This is a genomic window from Sphingomicrobium sp. (genome assembly GCA_036563485.1).
GTDB lineage: Bacteria > Pseudomonadota > Alphaproteobacteria > Sphingomonadales > Sphingomonadaceae > Sphingomicrobium.
Window position 1 is genome coordinate 1,219,070 of record DATCMI010000001.1, and the last position, 19,513, is coordinate 1,238,582.

Consider the following 19,513-nt stretch of genomic DNA (forward strand, 5'->3'; position numbering starts at 1 on the left):
CGGGGTTAAGCCGCCAGCTTGACGAACGACAGCGGCTCGGCGGTCCGCAGGCGGATCGGGCGGCCGAGTTCGGCGCGGAAGCTTTCGCCGTCGAGGATCAGTTCGGAGCTTTCGCCTTCAATCGTGATCTCGTCCGCTTCCTTGATGTGCACGCCTTCCAGCTCGGAACGGCCGAGCTTGCCGAGGATGCGCGCGCCGATCGCCCGAAGCAGCGACTTGGGCCGGGCTTCGATCGCCAGCAGCTTCAGCATGCCTTCCCGGTGTGCGCCCATGTCGGTCGACAGCAGCAGCCGTTCGAGCGTGGTGATCGCGAGGACGGAAAAGCGCCCGGTCAGGGTCGCCTGCTGCGACAGCGAGACGTTCAGCGGGCTCGAATCGGGCGGTAGGAAGCTGGCCTTGATCCCGAACAGCTGCTTGGCCGCGGCGGCGACGGCGGTGATCGCGTGGGCGATGCCGTTCGGAAGGCCGAGCGGATAGATCTTCTCGCGGCAGTAGAGCATCGTGTCGGCCAGGCCCGCACCGCCCAGAAACATGCCGATCACCGGCTTGTCGGAGGCCGAGCGCCGCAAGGCGATCAGCTCGCGAGCGACGGTGTAGCGCTCAAGGTGCTCGCTGCGGGCCAACTCGATCAGCCGCTCGAGCGTCTGGATCGGGTCGCCGCGCGCGCCGAGGTCCAGCGCGATCAGGTTGGTCTTGCCGCTCGGAAGCACCGCCACGGGCGGCGGCGAAGCGCCGAAGTGGCCGCCATTGTGAAGCTCGGTCAGCGCCGCCTGGACGGTGCCGTCGCCGCCGTTGATGACCAGCACCTTGGGGCGCACGCGGGCGATGATCCGCATTGCGTCGCCGATCTGGCTCGCCTGCTCGACCTCGTAGTGGAAGATGTCGGGGTGCGAATCGCAATAAGCGCGGATGGCGGGCAATTGCGCGAGATTGCCGGTAGATTTGGGGTTCGACAGCAAGGCGATGCGGGTGCGGTCGCCGCGCGCGGCACGGCAAGGCGCGGCTGCGGCCATGGCGCCGCCTCCACCTTCCGCTTCCAGCACTGGCGATACTTTCAACATGTATTCACCGCCGGGTCCGCTATACGCTTCGCTTCGATCGGGGTGGCCGGGGGGTCCGGACGCACCTCATCGATATGCACTCTGGCCCTGCTTTGCGGCCAAATGATGGTGTTCGGACGACCAAATTGCCCAGTATCGGCCTCATCGACCGCTATCTTGCGCGCTCCATCGCGGTGCCGCTGATCGGCTCGCTCGTGCTCGCGGCGATGCTGCTGATCCTCGATAAGATGCTGCGGCTGTTCCAATATGTGGTCGACGCAGGCGGCCCGGTCAGCGTCGTCTGGCGGATGCTCGCCAACCTGCTGCCCGAATATCTGTCGCTCGGCATCCCGATCGGTCTGATGCTCGGCATCCTGCTGGCGTTCCGCAAGCTGGCCTTGTCGTCGGAGCTCGACGCGCTGCGCGGCATCGGCGCCGGCTACGGCCGGCTGCTTCGGGTGCCTTATGCTTATGCGATCCCGCTCGCGCTCATTAACCTCGGCATTGTCGGCTACCTCCAGCCGTTCAGCGAATATCGCTACGAAAGCCTGCGCTTCGACCTGAAATCCGGCGCCCTCGGCGCGTCGATCAAGGTCGGCGAGTTCAACCAGCTCGGCCGCCGCCTGACTCTCCGCATCGACAAGAGCGAGAACAAGGGAACGCAGCTCCACGGCATTTTCGTCGCGACCGAAGACAATAAGGGGATGCGGGTGGCCGCGACCGCGCTCCACGGGCGCTTCCTGGCGACGGACGACCCGGACAAGATCCTGTTCCGGCTGTCGGAAGGGCGCCTCGTCCAGAATTCTCCCAAATTCTCGACGCCGCGCACGCTCGCCTTCGAAAGCTACGATCTGCCCGTCACCCTCCCGATGATCGACCAGTTCCGGGGCCGCGGCGGCAGCGATGCCGACGAGCTCTACCTGCACGAGTTGTGGCGCATCGGCTATGGCGGCGGCGCCAGGGACCGCGACCAGAGGCTCGAAGCGCAGGCGAACTTCAATTTCCGCATCGTCGAGGTGCTGATGATGGTCATGCTCCCGCTGCTGGCGCTCGCGCTCGCGGTACCGCCGAAGCGAAGCTCGTCCGGCCTCGGCATCTTCATCGGCATCCTGATCGTCGTCGCCTATCACAAGGTGAACCAATACGGGCAGCAGGCCGGCGCCAACGGCCGCGTCGATCCGATCATCGCCTTGTGGGTGCCGTTCGTGATCTTCAGCGCAATGATCGGCTGGATGTATCATGTGCTCGCGCATCGGCCTGGCGGGCAGCCGATCGGCGCGCTCGAGCGCTTCTTCTCGCGCATCGGCGCCTTCTTCCGATCACTTACCAAACGGCGGCAGGAAGCATGATCAACTTCGGCCTGTTCCGGTCGCGGCGGCTCGCGCTGTACATGGTGCGGCTGTTCCTGACGCGCAGCATCGCCGTGCTGTTCGCGCTGATCCTGGTGCTGATGACGCTCGACCTGCTCGGCGAAGCCGGCAAGATCCTCGCCGTTCCCGGCAACAGCGACGCCGACTTGTGGCACTATGTCGCGCTTCGCATCCCCGTGCTGGTATCGCGCTTCCTGCCCTTCTGCGTTCTGCTGGGGACGCTGATCGCGTTCGTCGGGCTCAACCAGAACAGCGAAGTGGTGGCGATGAAGGCGGCGGGCCTGTCCGCGCACCAGATCCTGGCGCCGCTCGTCCTTGCAAGCGTCCTCGTCGCCGGCGCCTTGTTCGCGTTCAACGAAGGGGTGGTCGTCAACAGCACCCGTCACGTCAACGCCTGGTCGAACAACGACTACAAGCCGGTGCCGCCCGCCAGCGGCATCAACAGCAATGTCTGGCTGCTCGACGGCGACGACCTCGTTCAGGCCGGGATCGTGGCCGGCCGGGGAGAGGGCATGCGGCTGCAGGGCGTCAGCATCTACGATCGCACCGGCAGCGTGCTGCAGCGCACGATCACTGCCGAGAGCGCGCGGCGCGACGCGGCCCACGACGGCTGGCTGCTCGAGAAGGTCACGATCTACGATGCCGGCCAGAACGTGGTTCGGCGCCTGCCGCGGCTCGAGGCCTTGCCGGGGGTTCAGCCCGCCCAGTTCACGCTCGCCAGGGTGGAACCGGGCGAACTCGATTATTGGACATTGAAGCAGCGCATCGCGCAGTTGGAGGCGGCGGGGCGTCCGGCGGACGAAGCGCGCGCCGGACTCGCGCACAAATTGTCGGGCCCGCTGTCGACCGTGCTGATGCCGCTGCTCGCGGCGATCGCCGCCTTCGGCCTCGCCCGCTCGGGCCATGTGCTGCTTCGCGCAGTGATGGGCATGGCGCTCGGCTTCGCTTATTTCGTCGCCGACAATTTCGCGCTCGCGATGGGCAATGCCGGCGTTTATTCCCCGATGGTCGCCGCCTGGGCGCCCTTCCTGCTGTTCCTCCTGATCGGCGAAACGGTGCTGATCCGCACCGAGGAATGAGCATGGCGGACGATGCAACCCTGCTCGATGGGCTGAGCGAAGCCGCCCTCCTTGAGCGCGACGGGCGCGTCATCGCCGCCAATGAGCCGGCCCGCGCGCTGCTCGGGGATGGGATCGCCGGCGCCAAGTTGGACAAGGTCGTCACGCACCCGGCCGCGCGCGAAGCGCTGGAGCGCGGCAGCGGCGGCGGACTCGAAGGCGTCGAACTGACCGGACTCGACGGCAGCCGCCGTCACTGGCTGATGCGCACGGCCGAGCTTGCCGATTCGACGCGGCTAATCCGCTTCCTCGACCGAAGCGAGGCGCGCGCCGCCGAGCAGATGCGGGTCGACTTCGTGGCCAATGCGAGCCACGAACTGAGGACGCCGCTCTCGACCCTCATCGGCTATACCGAGACGCTGCGAGAGCAGGCGGAGTCGATCGACACCGCGACCCGCGAACGCTTCCTCTCGGTCGTCCACGACGAGGCGCGCCGGATGCAGCGGGTCGTCGAAGACCTGATCTCCCTCTCTCGGATCGAAGCGGAGAAGTTCACCGCGCCGACCGACGCCATCGACCTGGTGCCGCTGATCGATCATGCGATCGAAAGCGCGCGGCGGATGGCGAGCGAGCGCAATTCGGAGCTGGTCCGCAAGGTGGCATCCGACCTGCCGCCGATCGCCGCCGACGGCAGCCAGATCCTCCAGCTGCTCGACAATCTCGTCACCAATGCGCTCCGCTATGGCGAGCCCGGAACCCCGGTGACCGTCACCGCCGAATGCGACGGTCCGCTCGTGCATCTTGTCGTGTCCGACCAGGGCGACGGAATTGCACCCGAGCATATCAAGCGGGTGACGGAACGCTTCTACCGCGTCGACACCAGCCGCAGCCGATCCCTGGGCGGCACCGGCCTTGGCCTGTCGATCGTCAAGCATATCGTCGAACGCCACCGCGGGCGGCTGATGATCGACAGCACGGTCGGCGAGGGCACGAGCGTCCATGTGCTTCTGCCGATCGCGGGGACGCTGTCATAATCTTGTAATCGAAGAGTCACGGTACGAACGCGGACCACGTCTAGCTCGCCCGTCAAACAGGTGACGGAGGAATGACGTGAGAAAGATTTTTGCCGCGACGAGCGCTGCCCTGCTGCTCGCCGCCTGCAGCAGCGGAAATGATCCGAAAGAGCAGAATGCCAGCGGCAGCGCGACCGGTGCCCAGATCACCGGCGCCGGCTCGACCTTCGTTTATCCGGTGCTCGCCGCCTGGGCGTCCGATTACCAGAAGCAGTCGGGCACCGCGGTCAATTACCAGTCGATCGGCTCGGGCGGCGGCATTTCGCAGGTGAAGGCCGGCACTGTCGAATTCGGCGCGACCGACCAGCCGCTCGACAGTGCCGAACTTGCCGCAAGCAACCTCGCGCAATTCCCCGTCGTCGTCGGCGGCATCGTTCCCGTCGTCAACATCAGCGGGATCGACAATGGCAAGCTGCGCCTCACCGGGCCGCTGCTCGCCGACATCTTCGCCGGCAAGGTCAAGAAGTGGAACGATCCCTCGATCGTGAAGGCCAATCCGGGCGTGAACCTACCAGACGCGGCGATCGCCGTCGTCCGCCGCTCCGACGGTTCAGGCACGACCTTCAACTTCACCCACTATCTCAGCCAGGTCAGCCCCAGCTGGAAGGCGGAGATCGGCGAGGGCAAGAGCGTCAAGTTCCCGACCGGCGTCGGCGGCAAGGGCAATGAAGGCGTCGCCGGCTATGTGAAGCAGCTGCCCAACTCCATCGGCTATGTCGAATATGCTTATGTAAAGCAGAACGGCATGAACTTCGCGCAGGTCCAGAATGCGGCCGGCAATTTCATCGCGCCGAGCGCCGACAGCTTCGCCGCCGCCGCGGCGACCGCCGACTGGAAGAACGCCAAAGACTTCAACCTGGTGATGACCAACGCGCCGGGCGCGAACGCTTACCCGATCGCGGCGACGACCTTCGTGCTGGTGCGCAAGCAGCCCAAGGACAAGGCGAAGTCCGACGCGGTCCTCGCCTTCTTCAAGCATGCGCTCGAAAACGGGCAGGAGCAGGCCAGGAAGCTCGACTATGTCCCGCTTCCGGCCGAGCTCGTGAAGCAGATCCAAGGCTATCTCGCTCAAAAGCTGAAGTGAACTCGGCCGCCGCCTCGAATGTCGGCATGAAAAAGAGCGGCGCTGGCGCGGATCGGGTTTTCCACCTGGTCACGGCCGGCGCCGCCTGGTTCGTGCTGTTGCTGCTCGCCGGCGTGGCTTTGTCGATGGCGTGGGGCGGGCGGCTGGCCTTCGAGACGTTCGGCCTCGGCTTCATCACCAGCACCGAATGGGATGCGGTGAATGGCGATTTCGGTGCGCTGGTGCCGATCTACGGAACGCTCGTGACCTCGGCGATCGCGCTGGTCATCGCCGTCCCGGTCAGCATCGGCATCGCCCTGTTCCTGACCGACATCGCCCCGCGCTGGACCCGCGGGCCGATTGCGATTGCCATCGAGCTTCTCGCCGCCATCCCCAGCATCATCTACGGCATGTGGGGCCTGTTCGTTTTCGCGCCCTTCATGGCCAACCATGTCCAGCCGTGGCTTGTCGAGCATCTCGGCGAAAAGGCGGTGATCGGCGCGCTTTTCTCGGGGCCGCCGATCGGCATCGGCATGCTGACCGCCGGGATCGTGCTCGGCATCATGGTCATTCCGTTCATCGCGTCGGTCGCGCGTGAAGTGTTCAGCGCCGTTCCCGCGCCGCTCAAGGAATCGGCCGTCGCGCTCGGCTCGACGCGATGGGAGATCCTCAGCCGCGTGACCTTGCCCTACACGCGGTCAGCGATCATCGGCGCAGTCTTCCTCGGCCTCGGCCGCGCGCTTGGCGAGACGATGGCCGTCACCTTTGTCCTCGGCAACGCGCACGATCTGTCGATATCGCTGCTGATGCCGAGCAATTCGATCGCCGCATCGATCGCCAATGAATTCACCGAAGCCGATAGCGAGCTTTACCGCTCGTCGCTGATCGCGCTCGGCCTGCTGCTGTTCGCTGTCACTTTCGTTGTCCTGTCTATCGCCAAGCTGCTGCTTCTCCGCCTCAACCGACAGATGGGGAGGACAAGCTGATGGCCGTGCCGGTGCGACGCCGCGCCGCCGACGTGACCGCCTTCGCCTTCGCGACCCTCGCAACCGCATTCGGGCTGATGTGGCTGTTCTGGATTTTGTGGACGACGCTCGCCGAAGGCGCGGCGGCGCTCAGCCCGACCTTGTTCCGGGAAATGACCCCGCCGCCTGGCGAAAGCGGCGGCATCCTCAACGCGCTCTACGGCAGCGCGGTCATGATCCTGCTCGCGCTCGTCATCGGCACGCCGATCGGCATCGCGGCGGGCACCTATCTTGCCGAGCACGGCCGCTATACCCGCGTCGCCAAGGTCGCGAGCTTCGTCAACGACATCCTCTTGAGCGCCCCGTCGATTGTCATCGGCCTGTTCGTCTACGAACTGATCGTCCGCACCTCCGGCCATTTCTCTGGCTACGCAGGCGCGGTCGCGCTGGCGATCATCCTTCTCCCGATCGTCACCCGCACGACCGAGGAAGCACTGCGCCTGATCCCCGACACGATGCGCGAGGCCGGCTTCGCGCTGGGACTACCGCGCTGGCGGGTGACTCGCCAGATCCTCTACAAGGCGGCGCTCAGCGCCATCACCACCGGCATCCTGTTGGGCGTCGCCCGCATCGCCGGCGAGACCGCGCCCTTGCTCTTCACAGCGCTCAACAACCAGTTCTGGAGCGCCAACCTCAACGAGCCGCTGGCTAACCTGCCGGTGGTGATCTTCCAATATGCGATGAGTCCCTACGACGAGTGGCACACGCTCGCCTGGGCCGCCGCTTTCGTCCTCACCGCCTTCGTGCTGGTGCTCAACATCGTCGTGCGGCTGATCGCACGGAAAGGCCGATAGACGTGAACGACATGACGACAGCCGTGCGTCCGCAGGCGACCGGCGCACCTTCGCCGGCGCGGGGCGCGATCGAGATCCGCAACCTCGATTTCCATTACGGAAAGTCCCGCGCGCTCGCGCAAGTGACGATGAGCGTGCCTGCCAAGAATGTGACGGCGATCATCGGCCCGTCGGGCTGCGGCAAGTCGACCCTGCTGCGCAGCATCAACCGCATCTACGAAATGTATCCGGAACAGCGCGCGTCGGGCGAAATCGTCATCGACGGGCGCAACGTGTTGCATCGAAAATATCCGCTGTCGGACCTGCGCCGGCTGGTGGGCATGGTGTTCCAGAAGCCGACGCCATTCCCGTCGTCGATCCGCGCCAACGTCGCCTTCGCGCTCAGCTATTACGAGCGGCTGTCGAAGTCGGAAATGAACGACCGGGTCGAAGATGCGCTTCGCCAGGCGGCGCTGTGGGACGAGGTCAAGGACAAGCTGAACCAGAGCGCGCTGGGGCTTTCGGGCGGCCAGCAGCAGCGGCTGTGCATTGCCCGAACCATCGCGGTGCGCCCGGAAATTCTGCTGCTCGACGAAGCGACCTCGGCGCTCGACCCGATCTCGACGGCCAAGATCGAGGAGCTGATCCACCAGCTTCGCGAGAAGTTCACGATCGTCATCGTCACCCACAACATGCAGCAGGCCGCGCGCGTGTCGCAGAGGACAGCTTTCTTCCATCTGGGCGAGCTGATCGAGTTCGGCGACACCTCGCAAATCTTCACCAATCCTCACGTCCAGCGGACGCAGGATTATATCACCGGCCGTTTCGGCTGAGCGGAGCGTTGATGATGCAACAGCAGGCCCATACGCTCAAAGCGTTCGACCAGGACCTTAAGGAGCTGCGCGAGCTCATCACCGACATGGGGTCGTTCGCAGAAGCCGCGATCGAGGAAGCGATGCGCTGCCTTGTCGAGCATGACGAGGCCGCTGCCGCCGAGCTGGTCCAGGCCGACGTCCAGCTCGACGAGCTGGAGCTCGAGGCCGAGCGCCGGATCGTCCAGCTCATCGCCCTTCGAGCGCCGATGGCGGACGACCTTCGCGAAGCCGTCGCGGCGTTGAAGATCGCCGGCGTCGTCGAGCGGATCGGCGACTATGCCAAGAACATCGCCCGCCGCGTCCGCCGCCTGCCGAAGAAGGGCGAGCTCGAACCGATGTCGCTGCTTCCCGAAATGGCGAAGCTTGCGTCGAGCATGGTCCGAGATGTGCTGCGCGCGTTCAGCGAGCGAGATCCGGAGCTGGCGCGCAGCGTTTGCGCCCGCGACGACGCGCTCGATGATTTCTACGAAAGCCTGTTCCGCACCTTGCTGACCTACATGATGGAAAATCCGCAGACGATCAGCGCGTCGACAACCCTGCTGTTCGTTGCAAAGAACTTGGAGCGGATCGGCGATCACGCGACCAACATCGCCGAGATGGTTTATTATTCGGCGACCGGCGAAAGGCTTGCCGAGGACGACGGGGAGTAAGGCTGGCATGAGCCGCAAGAAGCTTTTGCTGATTGAGGACGACAAGGCGCTCGCCGAGCTTCTCATCTGGCATTTCGAGCGCGAGGATTTCGATGTCCGCCGCACCGGCGACGGCGAAGAAGCGCTGATGCTTGCGGAGGAGGACCATCCGGACGTCATCATCCTCGACTGGATGATCGAGGGCATTTCCGGCCTAGAAGTGTGCCGCCGCCTGCGCCGCAAGGAAGCGAGCGCCAACGTGCCGATCATCATGCTGACGGCGCGCGGCGAGGAAAGCGACCGCATCCGCGGGCTGGAGGTCGGGGCCGACGATTATATCACCAAGCCGTTCAGCCCGCGCGAGCTGCTTGCCCGGGTGAGCGCGGTGCTGCGCCGGGTCCGCCCCGCGCTTGCCGCCGAGCAGCTTGCTTATGCCGATATCGAGATGGACATCGCCGCGCACCGTGTGCGCCGGGCCGGCAAGGCGGTGCAGCTCGGCCCGACCGAATTCCGGCTGCTGAAGAAGCTGCTCGAAAATCCGGGCCGAGTCTTCTCCCGCGAACGGCTGCTCGACAGCGTCTGGTCGCACGACCCGGACATCGACGCGCGCACCGTCGACGTCCACATTCGCCGCTTGCGCAAGGCGCTTAACAACAGCGGCGGATCCGACCTCATCCGCACCGTCCGTTCGGCTGGCTACGCACTCGACGCGGACGCTTGATGTCATGCAATTGCAGCAAACTTGTCACGGCCGCGCCGTGCGGACGGCTCTAAAGATGCCGCAGAACAGCAACGGACAGGTGAACATGAAACGGACGATCATTGCCGCGTTGGTTTGCGGCGCCTCGTTGGGGACAATCGGGACCGCGCAGGCTCAGACCAAAGCCGATCCGTCGCTGGAGCTGGTCGTCGCCAGCCGCGGCATTTCCAAAGGGCTCGCCCAGACCAAGGGTCCGCAATTCCTCGCCCGGGGCGAGCTGGCGTTCGGCAGCCTCTACGTCGGCAGCTATGCGAAGAACGTCACTTCCTCGTCGGCGGAAGGAGAGGCGGCGGCGCTGGTCGGCGTCCGGACCAAGGCTGCGGGCTTCGACCTGAACGTCAGCGCGGCAATGAAGCGCGCCATCGATCCGGCTCCGGGATCGGACAAGACGGCACTCGAAGTCGCCGGGTCCGCGTCGCGCAAGCTCGGGCGCCTGACGCCGAAGCTGTCGGCGGTGTGGAGCCCGGACGACGTGGGCAGCACTCGCCGCACGCTCTTCGTCGAAGGCGGCGCCAGCTACGCGATCGCAAAGCCGCTGTCCTTCAGCGCCGCGATCGGCCGGCGGGAACGCAGCGGCGGCGCGGATTATACGGCGTGGAACGCGGGCTTCGCCTGGACGGCGAGCAAGAACCTCGTCCTCGACGCCCGATATTACGACACCAACGGTGGCGACACGCAGCCGTACCGCGCTCGCGGCGTCGTTTCGGCGAGGCTGAAGTTCTAATCGCGTTGCGCGGCTAGCGCAGCTTGGCGATCTTCAGCTTGTCCTGCTTGGCTCGGTCCCTGACCGATTCCTCGCTGCGGGTGAGCGCCTTGGCGATGGCTTTCAGCGCCATGCCCTTGCCCGCGAGCAGGTGAAGCTTCTGGATCTCGTCCTGCCGCCACGGCTGGCGATGCCGTTCGAACTTGCTTTCCGCCATGGCCTCGCTCCTTCCTGGTGCTGCCTACCACGCCCGCCACGAACGAAAAGGGCCGCCCGTTTCCGAGCGGCCCTTCCTTGTTTCGCATCGACTGGAGCGGCTGGTTAGCCGAGCATTTCCTGCTCGAGCTTCTTGGCCATTTCCTCGATGTTCTCCGGCGGCCAGCCGGGGATGTCCATGCCGAGGCGCAGGCCCATCGAGGCAAGGACTTCCTTGATCTCGTTGAGGCTCTTGCGGCCGAAGTTCGGCGTGCGGAGCATCTCGGCCTCGGTCTTCTGGACCAGGTCGCCGATGTAGATGATGTTGTCGTTCTTCAGGCAATTGGCGCTGCGCACCGACAGCTCCAGCTCGTCCACCTTCTTGAGCAGGTAGCGGTTGAGCTGGTTGGTGTCGGTTGGCGTGTCCTGCGCCGCCATCGGCACGGCCTGCCCGATCATCGGCGAGCTCGGCATGCGGACCTGGCTGTCGTCGAAGTGGACGAACAGCTGCAGCTGGTCCTGAAGGATCCGCGCCGCATAAGCGAGCGCATCTTCCGGGGTCACCGTGCCGTCCGTCTCGATGGTCAGCGTCAGCTTGTCGTAGTCGAGCTCCTGGCCGACGCGGGTGTTTTCGACCTTGTAGGCGACCTGGCGAACCGGGCTGTACAGCGCGTCGACCGGGATCAGGCCGATCGGCGCGTCGACCGGGCGGTTGGCGGCGGCCGGCTGGTAGCCCTTACCGATGTCGGCGGTCAGCTCCATGTTGAGCGTCGCGCCTTCGTCGAGATGGCAGATCACCAGGTCGGGATTGGTCACTTCGATGTCGCCGCTGGTCGCGATCATGCCAGCGGTGACTTCGGTCGGGCCGGTCGCGGACAGGTGGAGGCGCTTGGGGCCTTCGCCTTCCATCTTCAGCGCCACCTGCTTCACGTTGAGCACGATGTCGGTGACGTCCTCACGGACGCCGGCGAGCGAGGAGAATTCGTGGAGCACGCCGTCGATCTTGATCGAGGTGACGGCGGCGCCCTGGAGCGAGCTCAGCAGCACCCGGCGCAGCGAGTTGCCGAGAGTCATGCCGAAGCCGCGCTCGAGCGGTTCGGCGACGAAGACTGCGCGGCGGCGGCTGTCGCCACCGGCCTGCTTCTTCTCCAGCGCGTTGGGCTTCTTCAGTTCCTGCCAGTTCTTTGCGTTGACGGCCATGTTCATCCCTTGGCAGAGCGGGGTCGGTTCAACCCCTTGTTACAATTCATTTTACCAGCTTCGCCCGAAGTACCACTTCAGGCGAAACCGTTAGACGCGGCGGCGCTTCGATGGCCGCACGCCGTTGTGCGGGATCGGCGTGACGTCCCGGATCGAGGTGATCGTGAAGCCGACCGCCTGAAGTGCACGAAGCGCGCTTTCGCGGCCCGAGCCCGGGCCCTTCACTTCGACTTCGAGGGTGCGAACGCCGTGGTCGGCGGCCTTGCGGCCGGCGTCTTCGGCGGCGACCTGGGCGGCATAAGGAGTCGACTTGCGGCTGCCCTTGAAGCCCATCATGCCCGCCGAGCTCCAGGCGATGGCATTGCCCTGCGCGTCGGTGATGGTGATCATCGTGTTGTTGAAGCTGGCGTTCACGTGGGCGACGCCGGCGGTGATGTTCTTGCGTTCCCTTCTGCGGAGACGCTGCGGTGCCTGAGCCATATTGAATTCCTATCATCCGGCCGCCCAGCGGAGTGTCGCGGGCGGCAATTGAACCTGCGAAAAGAAGCTTACTTCTTCTTGCCCGCGATCGGCTTGGCCTTGCCCTTGCGGGTGCGCGCGTTGGTGTGCGTGCGCTGGCCGCGGACCGGAAGGCCCTTGCGGTGGCGAAGCCCGCGGTAGCAGGCGAGGTCCATCAGGCGCTTGATATTCATCGCCGTCTCACGGCGAAGGTCGCCTTCGACCGTGTGGTTCTGGTCGATCGCTTCGCGGATGTGCAGGACTTCCTGGTCGGTCAGGTCCTGGACCCGCCGCTCCGGCGCGATGCCGAGCTTGGCGATGATGTCCTTGGCCGTCGTGCGGCCGATACCGTGGATGTAGGTCAGCGCGATTTCGACGCGCTTGTTAGTGGGGATGTTGACCCCGGCAATACGAGCCATTGATTACCCTTCTTTCAGCTCCACGGAGCGCCTGTCGCTCCATCTCGTCGCTAAAAACCGTCTCAACGAAAAAACCGACGCGCGCACGAGTGCGCCGCCGGAAACCGGTGTGACGGGATGAAGTGGAGATAAGTTTGCCGCCGGTGAGAGTCAAGGCGGCAGGGGGCGGTGTGTCGGCTTTGTCGGTTTCGCCGCCCCGTCCGCTCACATTCCTTGCCGCGGCAAACCCTATTTTGCCAGTCAATTTGCAGCCTCGGCCAAGCGCCGATAGACGCGCCGCACCATGCAGCGGCTAACCCTCGCCGGCGGCATCCCCGAGGAGCTCAAGGGGAGCATCGTCGCGCTCGGCAATTTCGACGGCTTCCACCTCGGCCACCAGGCCGTGGTCAGCCGCGCCATCGCGCGCGCCTTTCACGAGCGGCGGCCGGCGATCGTCGCCACCTTCGACCCGCACCCCGTTGCCTTCTTCAAGCGCGACCTGCCGCCGTTCCGGCTCACCAGCCTGGACCAGCGCGAGGCGCTGTTCGCCCATGCCGGCGCCGACGCGATGCTGGTGTTCGAGTTCAATGCCGCGCTCGCGTCCCTGGACGCCGAGGCGTTCGTCGCCGACGTGCTTGGCCGGCAGATCGGCGCGGCCGGCGTGATCACCGGTGACGATTTCAGCTTCGGCAAGGGCCGCAGCGGCGATGCGGCGCTGCTGGCGCGGATCGGGTTGATGCACGCAATCGGTGCCGAGGCCGTTCCGCAGGTTCTGCTTGAAGGCGAGCGCATTTCCTCGGGCCGCATCCGCGAGGCGCTCGTGGCCGGTGACACGGGAGGCGCAACCCGCATGCTGAGCCGCGACTTCGCCATCGAAGGCGTCGTGGAACGGGGCGACGCGCGCGGGCGCGAGCTCGGCTACCCGACCGCCAACCTGCGCCTCGGCGATTACCAGCGGCCGAAATACGGCATCTACGCAGTCCGCGTGCGGCTGGACGACGGCAGCGAGCGACCGGGCGTCGCCAGCCTCGGCGTGCGGCCGACCTTCGACCCGCCGACCGAGCTCCTCGAAGCGCATCTGTTCGACTTCGACGGCGATCTTTACGGCCGCAAGATCGAAGTCGCCCTTCACGCCTTCATCCGCGAGGAGCGCAAGTTCGACAGTGTCGAAGCCCTGGTCGCCGAGATGCGGAACGATGAGGCCAAGGCCCGGGAGCAGCTGGCGCTCCCCGCCTGAGGAGGATTTCAGACATTCCTCATTGAGCGCTCATGCCGCTCAGCGGAAGTGCGGCCATTCCCCTCTCCAGCTCATCTGGAGGGAACAGGAATGAACAAGTCCGCAGCTTCGATCTTCGCCATCGCACTGGCCGCCTCGGCCGCGCCGCTGGCCCTTGCGCCTGCAGCAGCGGCGCCCGCTGCAAAGGCACCGGCGACGTTGAAGGGCGACGCCGATGCGATCTTGAAAGCCGCTTATCCGGCGAACGGTCCGGGTGCGGCGGCGATCATCACACGGAACGGCAAGGTCGTTTACACCGGCGCGCGTGGCTTTGCGGATGTCGAGGGGCGGCGCGCGATCGGGCCCAACACCGTGTTCCAGCTCGGGTCGATCGCCAAGCAGTTCACGGCGGCGGTGATCCTCCAGCTAGTGGACGAAGGAAAGGTGTCGCTCGACGACCCATTGTCCAAATATTTCCCCGACTGGCCGCAGCCGGGCGCGAAAGCGACGGTTCGGCAGCTGCTCAACCACACGTCGGGCATTCGCGATTACAGCAAGATCCCGGGGTGGATTCAAAAGAACAGCGATCGCCAACTCGGGACGGCGGAGCTGATGGCGCTCACGAAGAGCCTGGGATCGCGCGCAGAACCGGGCGCGCAGTGGGAATATAATAATGGCGGCTATGCGATCCTCGGCGCAATCGTCGAGAAGGTCACGGGCAAGAGCTGGTTCGAGGCGATCGACGAGCGGATCGCAAAGCCGCTCGGCCTGACGACGCTAAGCTATGCGAGCGCCGCGAAGGGCAGGCTGGCGCGTCGCTATGCGATGCGCGGCGACAGCATGCAGCCGGTCGAGCCGATCAACATGAGCATCGCCGGCGCGTCCGGCGGGCTGGTCGCGAGCGTCGCCGACATGGCGAAATGGGCGGAGGCGCTGCACGGCGGCAAGGTCGTGAAGGCCGCGGTCTATCGGGAAATGACCAGCCCGGCGAAGCTCAACAATGGGTCGACCCGGCCTTATGGTTTCGGGCTCCATCTCCGCAAGCTGATGGGTCACCGAGCGCTCGATCATGGCGGCGCCGGGCGCGGCATCGATACGGCGAGCGTCTATTTCCCCGAGGACAAGCTGTTCGTCGCGGTGTTCGCCAACAGCGACGACCTGCCGAGTGACGCGAGCGTCGTGATGCGGCGGCTCGGGGCGCTGGCGCTTGGGTCGCCGATCCCGACGTTCAGGGCGGCCGAGATCGACATCAAGACGGTCGAGCCGGCATTCGGCGTCTATAAAGGAGAGCGCGGGCCGGACATGCGGTTCTTCGCGCGCAACGGCGACTATCTGCTCGGGCGGGGCGATGCCGAGCTGAAGCTGGTGCCTGCCGGCGGCGATACCTTTTACTCGGCGGACGATGGCCTGACCTGGATCAAATTGGTCCGCGACGCCGCTGGAAAGCAGCAGCTCGACCTTTACGGGATGCAGGACGTCGAGCCGCAGCGGTTCGTCCGCACCGGCGCTCTGACCGCGGATGCCGAGGTGCGGGTGCCGCTCGCCGTCCTCGAGTCCTATGCCGGCGAGTATCAGACCGAGACGTTGGCGGTCAGCGTCCGGGTGGAGAATGGATCGCTGGTCATGCAGGCCAAGGGGCAGCAGCCGATGCCGCTGCGCGCCGTCTCCGCGACCGATTTCATGCTCGACGGCAACAAGATGCGCGTCGTCTTCCACCCCGTGGACGGCAAGGTCGACAGCTTCACCCTCCACCGCGGCGCGCGCGAACTGCACGGCAAGCGCATCGCCAAGTGAGGGGATGGCGGGCGGTTTGCATTCGGCACACCGCCCGCTAGAGCCGCGCGGCAATGGCTGACGCGCCCGATAGACCCGACGTTTCCGAGAAGCAGGATTGGCGCCCGACCGTCTTCCTGCCCAAGACCGACTTCCCGATGAAGGCCGGCCTGCCGCAGAAGGAGCCGGCGATCCTTGCGCGGTGGGAGGAACAGGGCCTCTACAAGCAGCTGCGCGAGGCGCGCGCCGGGCGGGAGAAGTTCATCTTCCACGACGGCCCGCCCTACGCAAACGGCGACATCCACATCGGCCATGCGCTGAACAAGACGATCAAGGACATGGTCGTGCGCACCCAGACCCTGCTGGGCAAGGACGCGCCGTTCGTGCCCGGCTGGGACTGCCACGGGCTGCCGATCGAGTGGAAGATCGAGGAGCAGTACCGCAAGAAGAAGCTGAACAAGGACGAGGTGCCGCTGAAGGAATTCCGGGCCGAGTGCCGCGCTTATGCGCAGCATTGGGTCGGAGTGCAGCGCGAGCAGTTGAAGCGGCTCGGCGTCAGTGCGGACTGGGACAAGCCGTATCTGACCATGGCGTTCGATGCCGAGGCGACGATCGTTTCGGAATTGTTCAAGTTCGCCGAGAGCGGCCAGCTCTACCGCGGAGCGAAGCCGGTGATGTGGTCGCCGGTCGAGAAGACCGCGCTGGCGGAAGCCGAGATCGAATATGAGGACATTACGTCCACGCAGATCGATGTCGCGTTTGAGATCGTCGAGAGCCCGATCGAAGAGCTGGTCGGCGCTCATGCGGTGATCTGGACGACGACGCCGTGGACGATCCCGGTCAACCAGGCGATCGCTTATGGGCGGGACGTCGATTACGTCCTGCTCCACGTGAATGCCTTTTCCGGCGAGTTCCGGGTCCCGGCCAGCCACATTCTGGTAGCAGCTGAGCTTGCCGACGAGTTTTGCAAGCGGGTCGGTGTGCATTCCGAAGCGACCGACTGGGAGGGCAAGGGCTCCGACCTTGCCGGCACCGTCGCCCGTCACCCGATGCACAAGCTCGGCGGCTTCTTCGCCAAGCCGCGGCCGTTCCTGCCCGGCGATTTCGTGACCACCGACCAAGGCACCGGCCTCGTCCACATGGCGCCCGACCATGGCGAGGACGATTTCGAGCTTTGCCGCGCCAACGGCATCGATCCCGTTTTCGCTGTCGATGCGGGCGGCATGTACCGCGCCGACTGGGCCTGGCTCGGCGGGCAGGGCAGCGTCATCAACAACAAGTTCAACGCGCCGGACGGGCCGATCTGTTCGGACTTGCGCGAGGCCGGCGCTTTGCTGGCCGCGGGCGAGTTCCGGCACAGCTACCCGCATTCGTGGCGGTCGAAGGCCAAGGTCATCTACCGCTGCACGCCGCAATGGTTCATCGCCATGGACCGGCCGCTGCCGGTAGAGCATTGCGAGAGCCTCGCTGAGCAGCGCTGGGACAATGAAGGCGGCGCGATCGAGCGGACGCCGACGCTTCGCCAGCTGGCGATGCAGGCGATTGCCGACACCCGGTTCGTGCCGGAGAAGGGGCGCAACCGGCTCGCCTCAATGGTCGAAGGCCGCCCCGACTGGGTGATCAGCCGCCAGCGCGCCTGGGGCGTGCCGATCGCCTTGTTCGTGCACAAGAAGAGCGGCGAGCTGCTGGTCGATGCAGAGGTCAACCGGCGCATTGTCGATGCGATCCGCGCGGGCGGGGTCGATGCGTGGGATGCGGAGAATGCTTCCCGCTTCCTTGGCGCCCACAATCCCGACGATTACGAGATGGTCACCGACATCCTCGACGTCTGGTTCGACAGCGGCTGCACCCATGTGTTCACGCTGGAGAGCGGGCGCTGGCCGGAAGAAAGCTGGCCCGCGGACATCTATGTCGAAGGGTCGGACCAGCACCGCGGCTGGTTCCAGTCGTCGCTTCTGGAAAGCAGCGGCACGCGCGGGCGGGCGCCCTATGACACGCTGCTGACCCATGGCTTCACGATGGACGCCAAGGGCATGAAGATGTCCAAGAGCCTCGGCAACACGATCAGCCCGCTCGACCTGATGAAGGAATATGGCGCGGACATCCTGCGCCTGTGGGCGCTGAGCGTCGACTTCACCGAGGACCACCGGATCGGCAAGGAGATCCTGGCCGGCGTCGCCGACCAGTATCGCAAGCTTCGGAACACCTTCCGCTATTTGCTCGGCGCGCTCGCCGACTTCGGCGAGGCGGACCGGCTGGACGACGTCGCGAGCTTCCCGGAGCTTGACCGCTACATGCTCCACCTCGCGTCCAAGCTGGATGCGCGGCTGCGGCGGTCGATCGAGGCTTACGACTTCAACGATTATGTCCGGGCGCTGACCGACTTCTGCAACGAGGATTTGAGCGCCTTCTATTTCGATATCCGCAAGGACAGCCTCTACTGCGACGTCAATGCGCTGAGCGGCAAGGAGCACGAGCGGCGGCGGGCGTACCGGACGGTGCTGGACCATCTGTTCCACGCGCTGGTGCGCTGGGCGGCGCCGGTGCTGGTGTTCACCAGCGAAGAAGTCTGGGGGACGCGCTATCCCGATGGAGGGTCGGTGCACTTGCTCGAGTGGCCGGAGCTTCCGGCTGTTGAAGCGGACGAGGCGAAGTGGAGCGAGCTTCGCGCGCTTCGCGAGCGGGTCACCGAAGCCATCGAGCCGCTGCGCCGCGAGAAGGTGCTGGGGTCGAGCCTGGAAGCCGAAGTGACGGTGCCGGCCGCCGGCGACGCGGCCTTCCTCGCCGAGCTGTTCATCACCTCGACAGTTCGCCAGGGCGAAGAGATCAAGGTCGCCAAGACCGACCAGCACAAGTGCGGGCGTTGCTGGCGCTATCTGCCGGAGGTGGACGAGGATGGCGATTTGTGCGGCCGCTGCGAGGATGTGGTGAATGGGTAGATATGGCCGCGGCTATGGCGTCGCGCTGATCGTCTTTGGGGTCGACCAGCTGGTGAAGTGGCTGGTGACGGGGCCGCTCGGCGTGAAGCGGCTCGGCGACCAGATGGTGCTGACGCCCTTCTTCAACCTGACCTACACCGAGAATAACGGGATCTCGCTGGGGCTGCTGAACGCGAGCAGCTCGACCGGGCGCTGGATGCTGGTGGCGCTGACCGGCGCCATCGCGATCGGCGTCGCGGTGTGGATCGGCCGCGAGAAGAACCGCACCGACCAGCTGGCGCTCGGCATGGTGCTGGGCGGCGCGCTCGGCAATATTCTCGACCGCGTCCGCTTCGGCTATGTGGTGGACTTCGCGGACCTCCACTTCGGGGACTTCCGCCCGTTCCTGGTGTTCAACGTCGCCGATGCGGCGATCAGCATCGGCGTCGTCATCCTGTTGCTGCGCGCGTTCCTCGCCCGTAAAGACAATGAAGAGGGCGAGACGCCCAAGGAGACCATCGAACATGCGTAAAGCCCTGACCGCCGTTCTCGTGGTTGCCGCCGTGACGGCGAGCGGCTGCGCAGGCCGGCGCGCCGCCGCGGACGAGTCGCTGATCGGCCGCAATTCGCCGCTGATCATCCCGCCCGACTTCAGCCTGGCGCCGCCGGTGGCCGGCACCCAGGGCCTGAGCGCCGGCGAAGCGCAGCAGCAGGCGATCGACACCTTGTTCGGCGGCCCGGCGCCGCGCTCGGCAGCCGAAATGAGCCTGCTCGAGCAGGCCGGACGCGCCGACGCGCCGATCGGCATCCGCTCGACCGTTGCCGACCCCGACACGCGGATCGTCGACAAGGGCCAGACGACCCGCGCGATCCTGGCGGCGCCGGCGACGAACAGCAGCGTCGCCTCCGCGCAGGCCGGCCGCTGAGCGGCGCGGCTCCGAGGCCA

General features: G+C 65.8%; 20 protein-coding genes. 15 read left to right on the forward strand and 5 right to left on the reverse strand.

All coding sequences use genetic code 11. The annotated features are described in order from the left end of the window. Positions 1-5 precede the first annotated feature (5 nt). Positions 6-1,013: an acylglycerol kinase family protein gene (locus VIL42_06395; GenBank protein ID HEY8592479.1), complete on the reverse strand. Its 1,008-nt coding sequence runs from the start codon at positions 1,011-1,013 to the stop codon at positions 6-8. 173 nt (positions 1,014-1,186) lie between these two features. On the opposite strand from VIL42_06395, the gene lptF reads away from it, so the two are divergent. From lptF to VIL42_06445, 10 genes are all read left to right on the forward strand, one after another. Further along, complete coding sequence (lptF, locus tag VIL42_06400; GenBank protein HEY8592480.1) at positions 1,187-2,389, forward strand: LPS export ABC transporter permease LptF; 1,203 nt, start codon at positions 1,187-1,189, stop codon at positions 2,387-2,389. Then, positions 2,389-3,489, forward strand: a complete 1,101-nt coding sequence (gene lptG, locus VIL42_06405; protein ID HEY8592481.1) for an LPS export ABC transporter permease LptG — start codon at positions 2,389-2,391, stop codon at positions 3,487-3,489. The genes lptF and lptG overlap by 1 nt, the downstream gene beginning before the upstream one ends. A 2-nt stretch (positions 3,490-3,491) precedes the next feature. Beyond that, positions 3,492-4,502 carry an ATP-binding protein gene (locus VIL42_06410; GenBank protein HEY8592482.1) on the forward strand — a complete coding sequence of 337 codons (1,011 nt, stop codon included), beginning with the start codon at positions 3,492-3,494 and terminating at the stop codon, positions 4,500-4,502. Between the two features lie 76 nt (positions 4,503-4,578). Next, positions 4,579-5,625 carry a phosphate ABC transporter substrate-binding protein PstS gene (gene pstS, locus VIL42_06415; GenBank protein HEY8592483.1) on the forward strand — a complete coding sequence of 349 codons (1,047 nt, stop codon included), beginning with the start codon at positions 4,579-4,581 and terminating at the stop codon, positions 5,623-5,625. 26 nt (positions 5,626-5,651) lie between these two features. Then, a complete protein-coding gene (gene pstC / locus VIL42_06420) occupies positions 5,652-6,590 on the forward strand; it encodes a phosphate ABC transporter permease subunit PstC (protein HEY8592484.1) in 939 nt (312 codons plus the stop codon). Further along, entirely contained in the window at positions 6,590-7,423 is an 834-nt protein-coding gene (gene pstA / locus VIL42_06425; protein ID HEY8592485.1) for a phosphate ABC transporter permease PstA, read from the forward strand. The genes pstC and pstA overlap by 1 nt, the downstream gene beginning before the upstream one ends. Positions 7,424-7,434: 11 nt before the next feature. Next, complete coding sequence (pstB, locus tag VIL42_06430; GenBank protein HEY8592486.1) at positions 7,435-8,235, forward strand: phosphate ABC transporter ATP-binding protein PstB; 801 nt, start codon at positions 7,435-7,437, stop codon at positions 8,233-8,235. 11 nt (positions 8,236-8,246) lie between these two features. After that, entirely contained in the window at positions 8,247-8,927 is a 681-nt protein-coding gene (phoU, locus tag VIL42_06435) for a phosphate signaling complex protein PhoU (protein HEY8592487.1), read from the forward strand. Positions 8,928-8,934: 7 nt separating this feature from the next. Further along, entirely contained in the window at positions 8,935-9,627 is a 693-nt protein-coding gene (gene phoB, locus VIL42_06440; protein ID HEY8592488.1) for a phosphate regulon transcriptional regulator PhoB, read from the forward strand. Between the two features lie 55 nt (positions 9,628-9,682). Beyond that, a complete protein-coding gene (locus VIL42_06445) occupies positions 9,683-10,390 on the forward strand; it encodes a TorF family putative porin (GenBank protein HEY8592489.1) in 708 nt (235 codons plus the stop codon). Positions 10,391-10,403: 13 nt separating this feature from the next. Here the strand turns inward: VIL42_06445 and VIL42_06450 are convergent, their stop codons facing one another. The 4 genes from VIL42_06450 to rpsM form a co-directional block, all read right to left on the reverse strand. Beyond that, positions 10,404-10,586, reverse strand: coding sequence for a phage terminase small subunit-related protein (locus VIL42_06450; protein ID HEY8592490.1), 183 nt, complete (start codon positions 10,584-10,586; stop codon positions 10,404-10,406). 104 nt (positions 10,587-10,690) lie between these two features. Further along, positions 10,691-11,764 (reverse strand): DNA-directed RNA polymerase subunit alpha, encoded by a 1,074-nt coding sequence (locus VIL42_06455; GenBank protein HEY8592491.1) that lies wholly within the window; start codon positions 11,762-11,764, stop codon positions 10,691-10,693. Between the two features lie 90 nt (positions 11,765-11,854). Next, on the reverse strand, positions 11,855-12,244 hold the full coding sequence (rpsK, locus tag VIL42_06460) for a 30S ribosomal protein S11 (GenBank protein ID HEY8592492.1): 390 nt from the start codon (positions 12,242-12,244) through the stop codon (positions 11,855-11,857). A 68-nt stretch (positions 12,245-12,312) separates the two neighbouring features. Further along, the gene (gene rpsM / locus VIL42_06465) at positions 12,313-12,681 is read right to left on the reverse strand and encodes a 30S ribosomal protein S13 (protein ID HEY8592493.1); all 369 of its coding nucleotides are present in this window, start codon (positions 12,679-12,681) and stop codon (positions 12,313-12,315) included. Between the two features lie 283 nt (positions 12,682-12,964). On the opposite strand from rpsM, the gene VIL42_06470 reads away from it, so the two are divergent. The 5 genes from VIL42_06470 to VIL42_06490 all read left to right on the forward strand — a co-directional run bounded on the left by VIL42_06470 (position 12,965) and on the right by VIL42_06490 (position 19,493). Further along, positions 12,965-13,897 (forward strand): bifunctional riboflavin kinase/FAD synthetase, encoded by a 933-nt coding sequence (locus VIL42_06470; protein ID HEY8592494.1) that lies wholly within the window; start codon positions 12,965-12,967, stop codon positions 13,895-13,897. A 90-nt stretch (positions 13,898-13,987) separates the two neighbouring features. Continuing rightward, positions 13,988-15,670: a serine hydrolase domain-containing protein gene (locus VIL42_06475; GenBank protein HEY8592495.1), complete on the forward strand. Its 1,683-nt coding sequence runs from the start codon at positions 13,988-13,990 to the stop codon at positions 15,668-15,670. Positions 15,671-15,723: 53 nt separating this feature from the next. Beyond that, positions 15,724-18,588, forward strand: coding sequence for an isoleucine--tRNA ligase (gene ileS / locus VIL42_06480; GenBank protein ID HEY8592496.1), 2,865 nt, complete (start codon positions 15,724-15,726; stop codon positions 18,586-18,588). Continuing rightward, on the forward strand, positions 18,581-19,099 hold the full coding sequence (lspA, locus tag VIL42_06485; protein ID HEY8592497.1) for a signal peptidase II: 519 nt from the start codon (positions 18,581-18,583) through the stop codon (positions 19,097-19,099). The genes ileS and lspA overlap by 8 nt, the downstream gene beginning before the upstream one ends. Then, positions 19,092-19,493 carry a DUF3035 domain-containing protein gene (locus VIL42_06490; protein HEY8592498.1) on the forward strand — a complete coding sequence of 134 codons (402 nt, stop codon included), beginning with the start codon at positions 19,092-19,094 and terminating at the stop codon, positions 19,491-19,493. The genes lspA and VIL42_06490 overlap by 8 nt, the downstream gene beginning before the upstream one ends. The last annotated feature ends 20 nt before the right edge of the window (positions 19,494-19,513 follow it).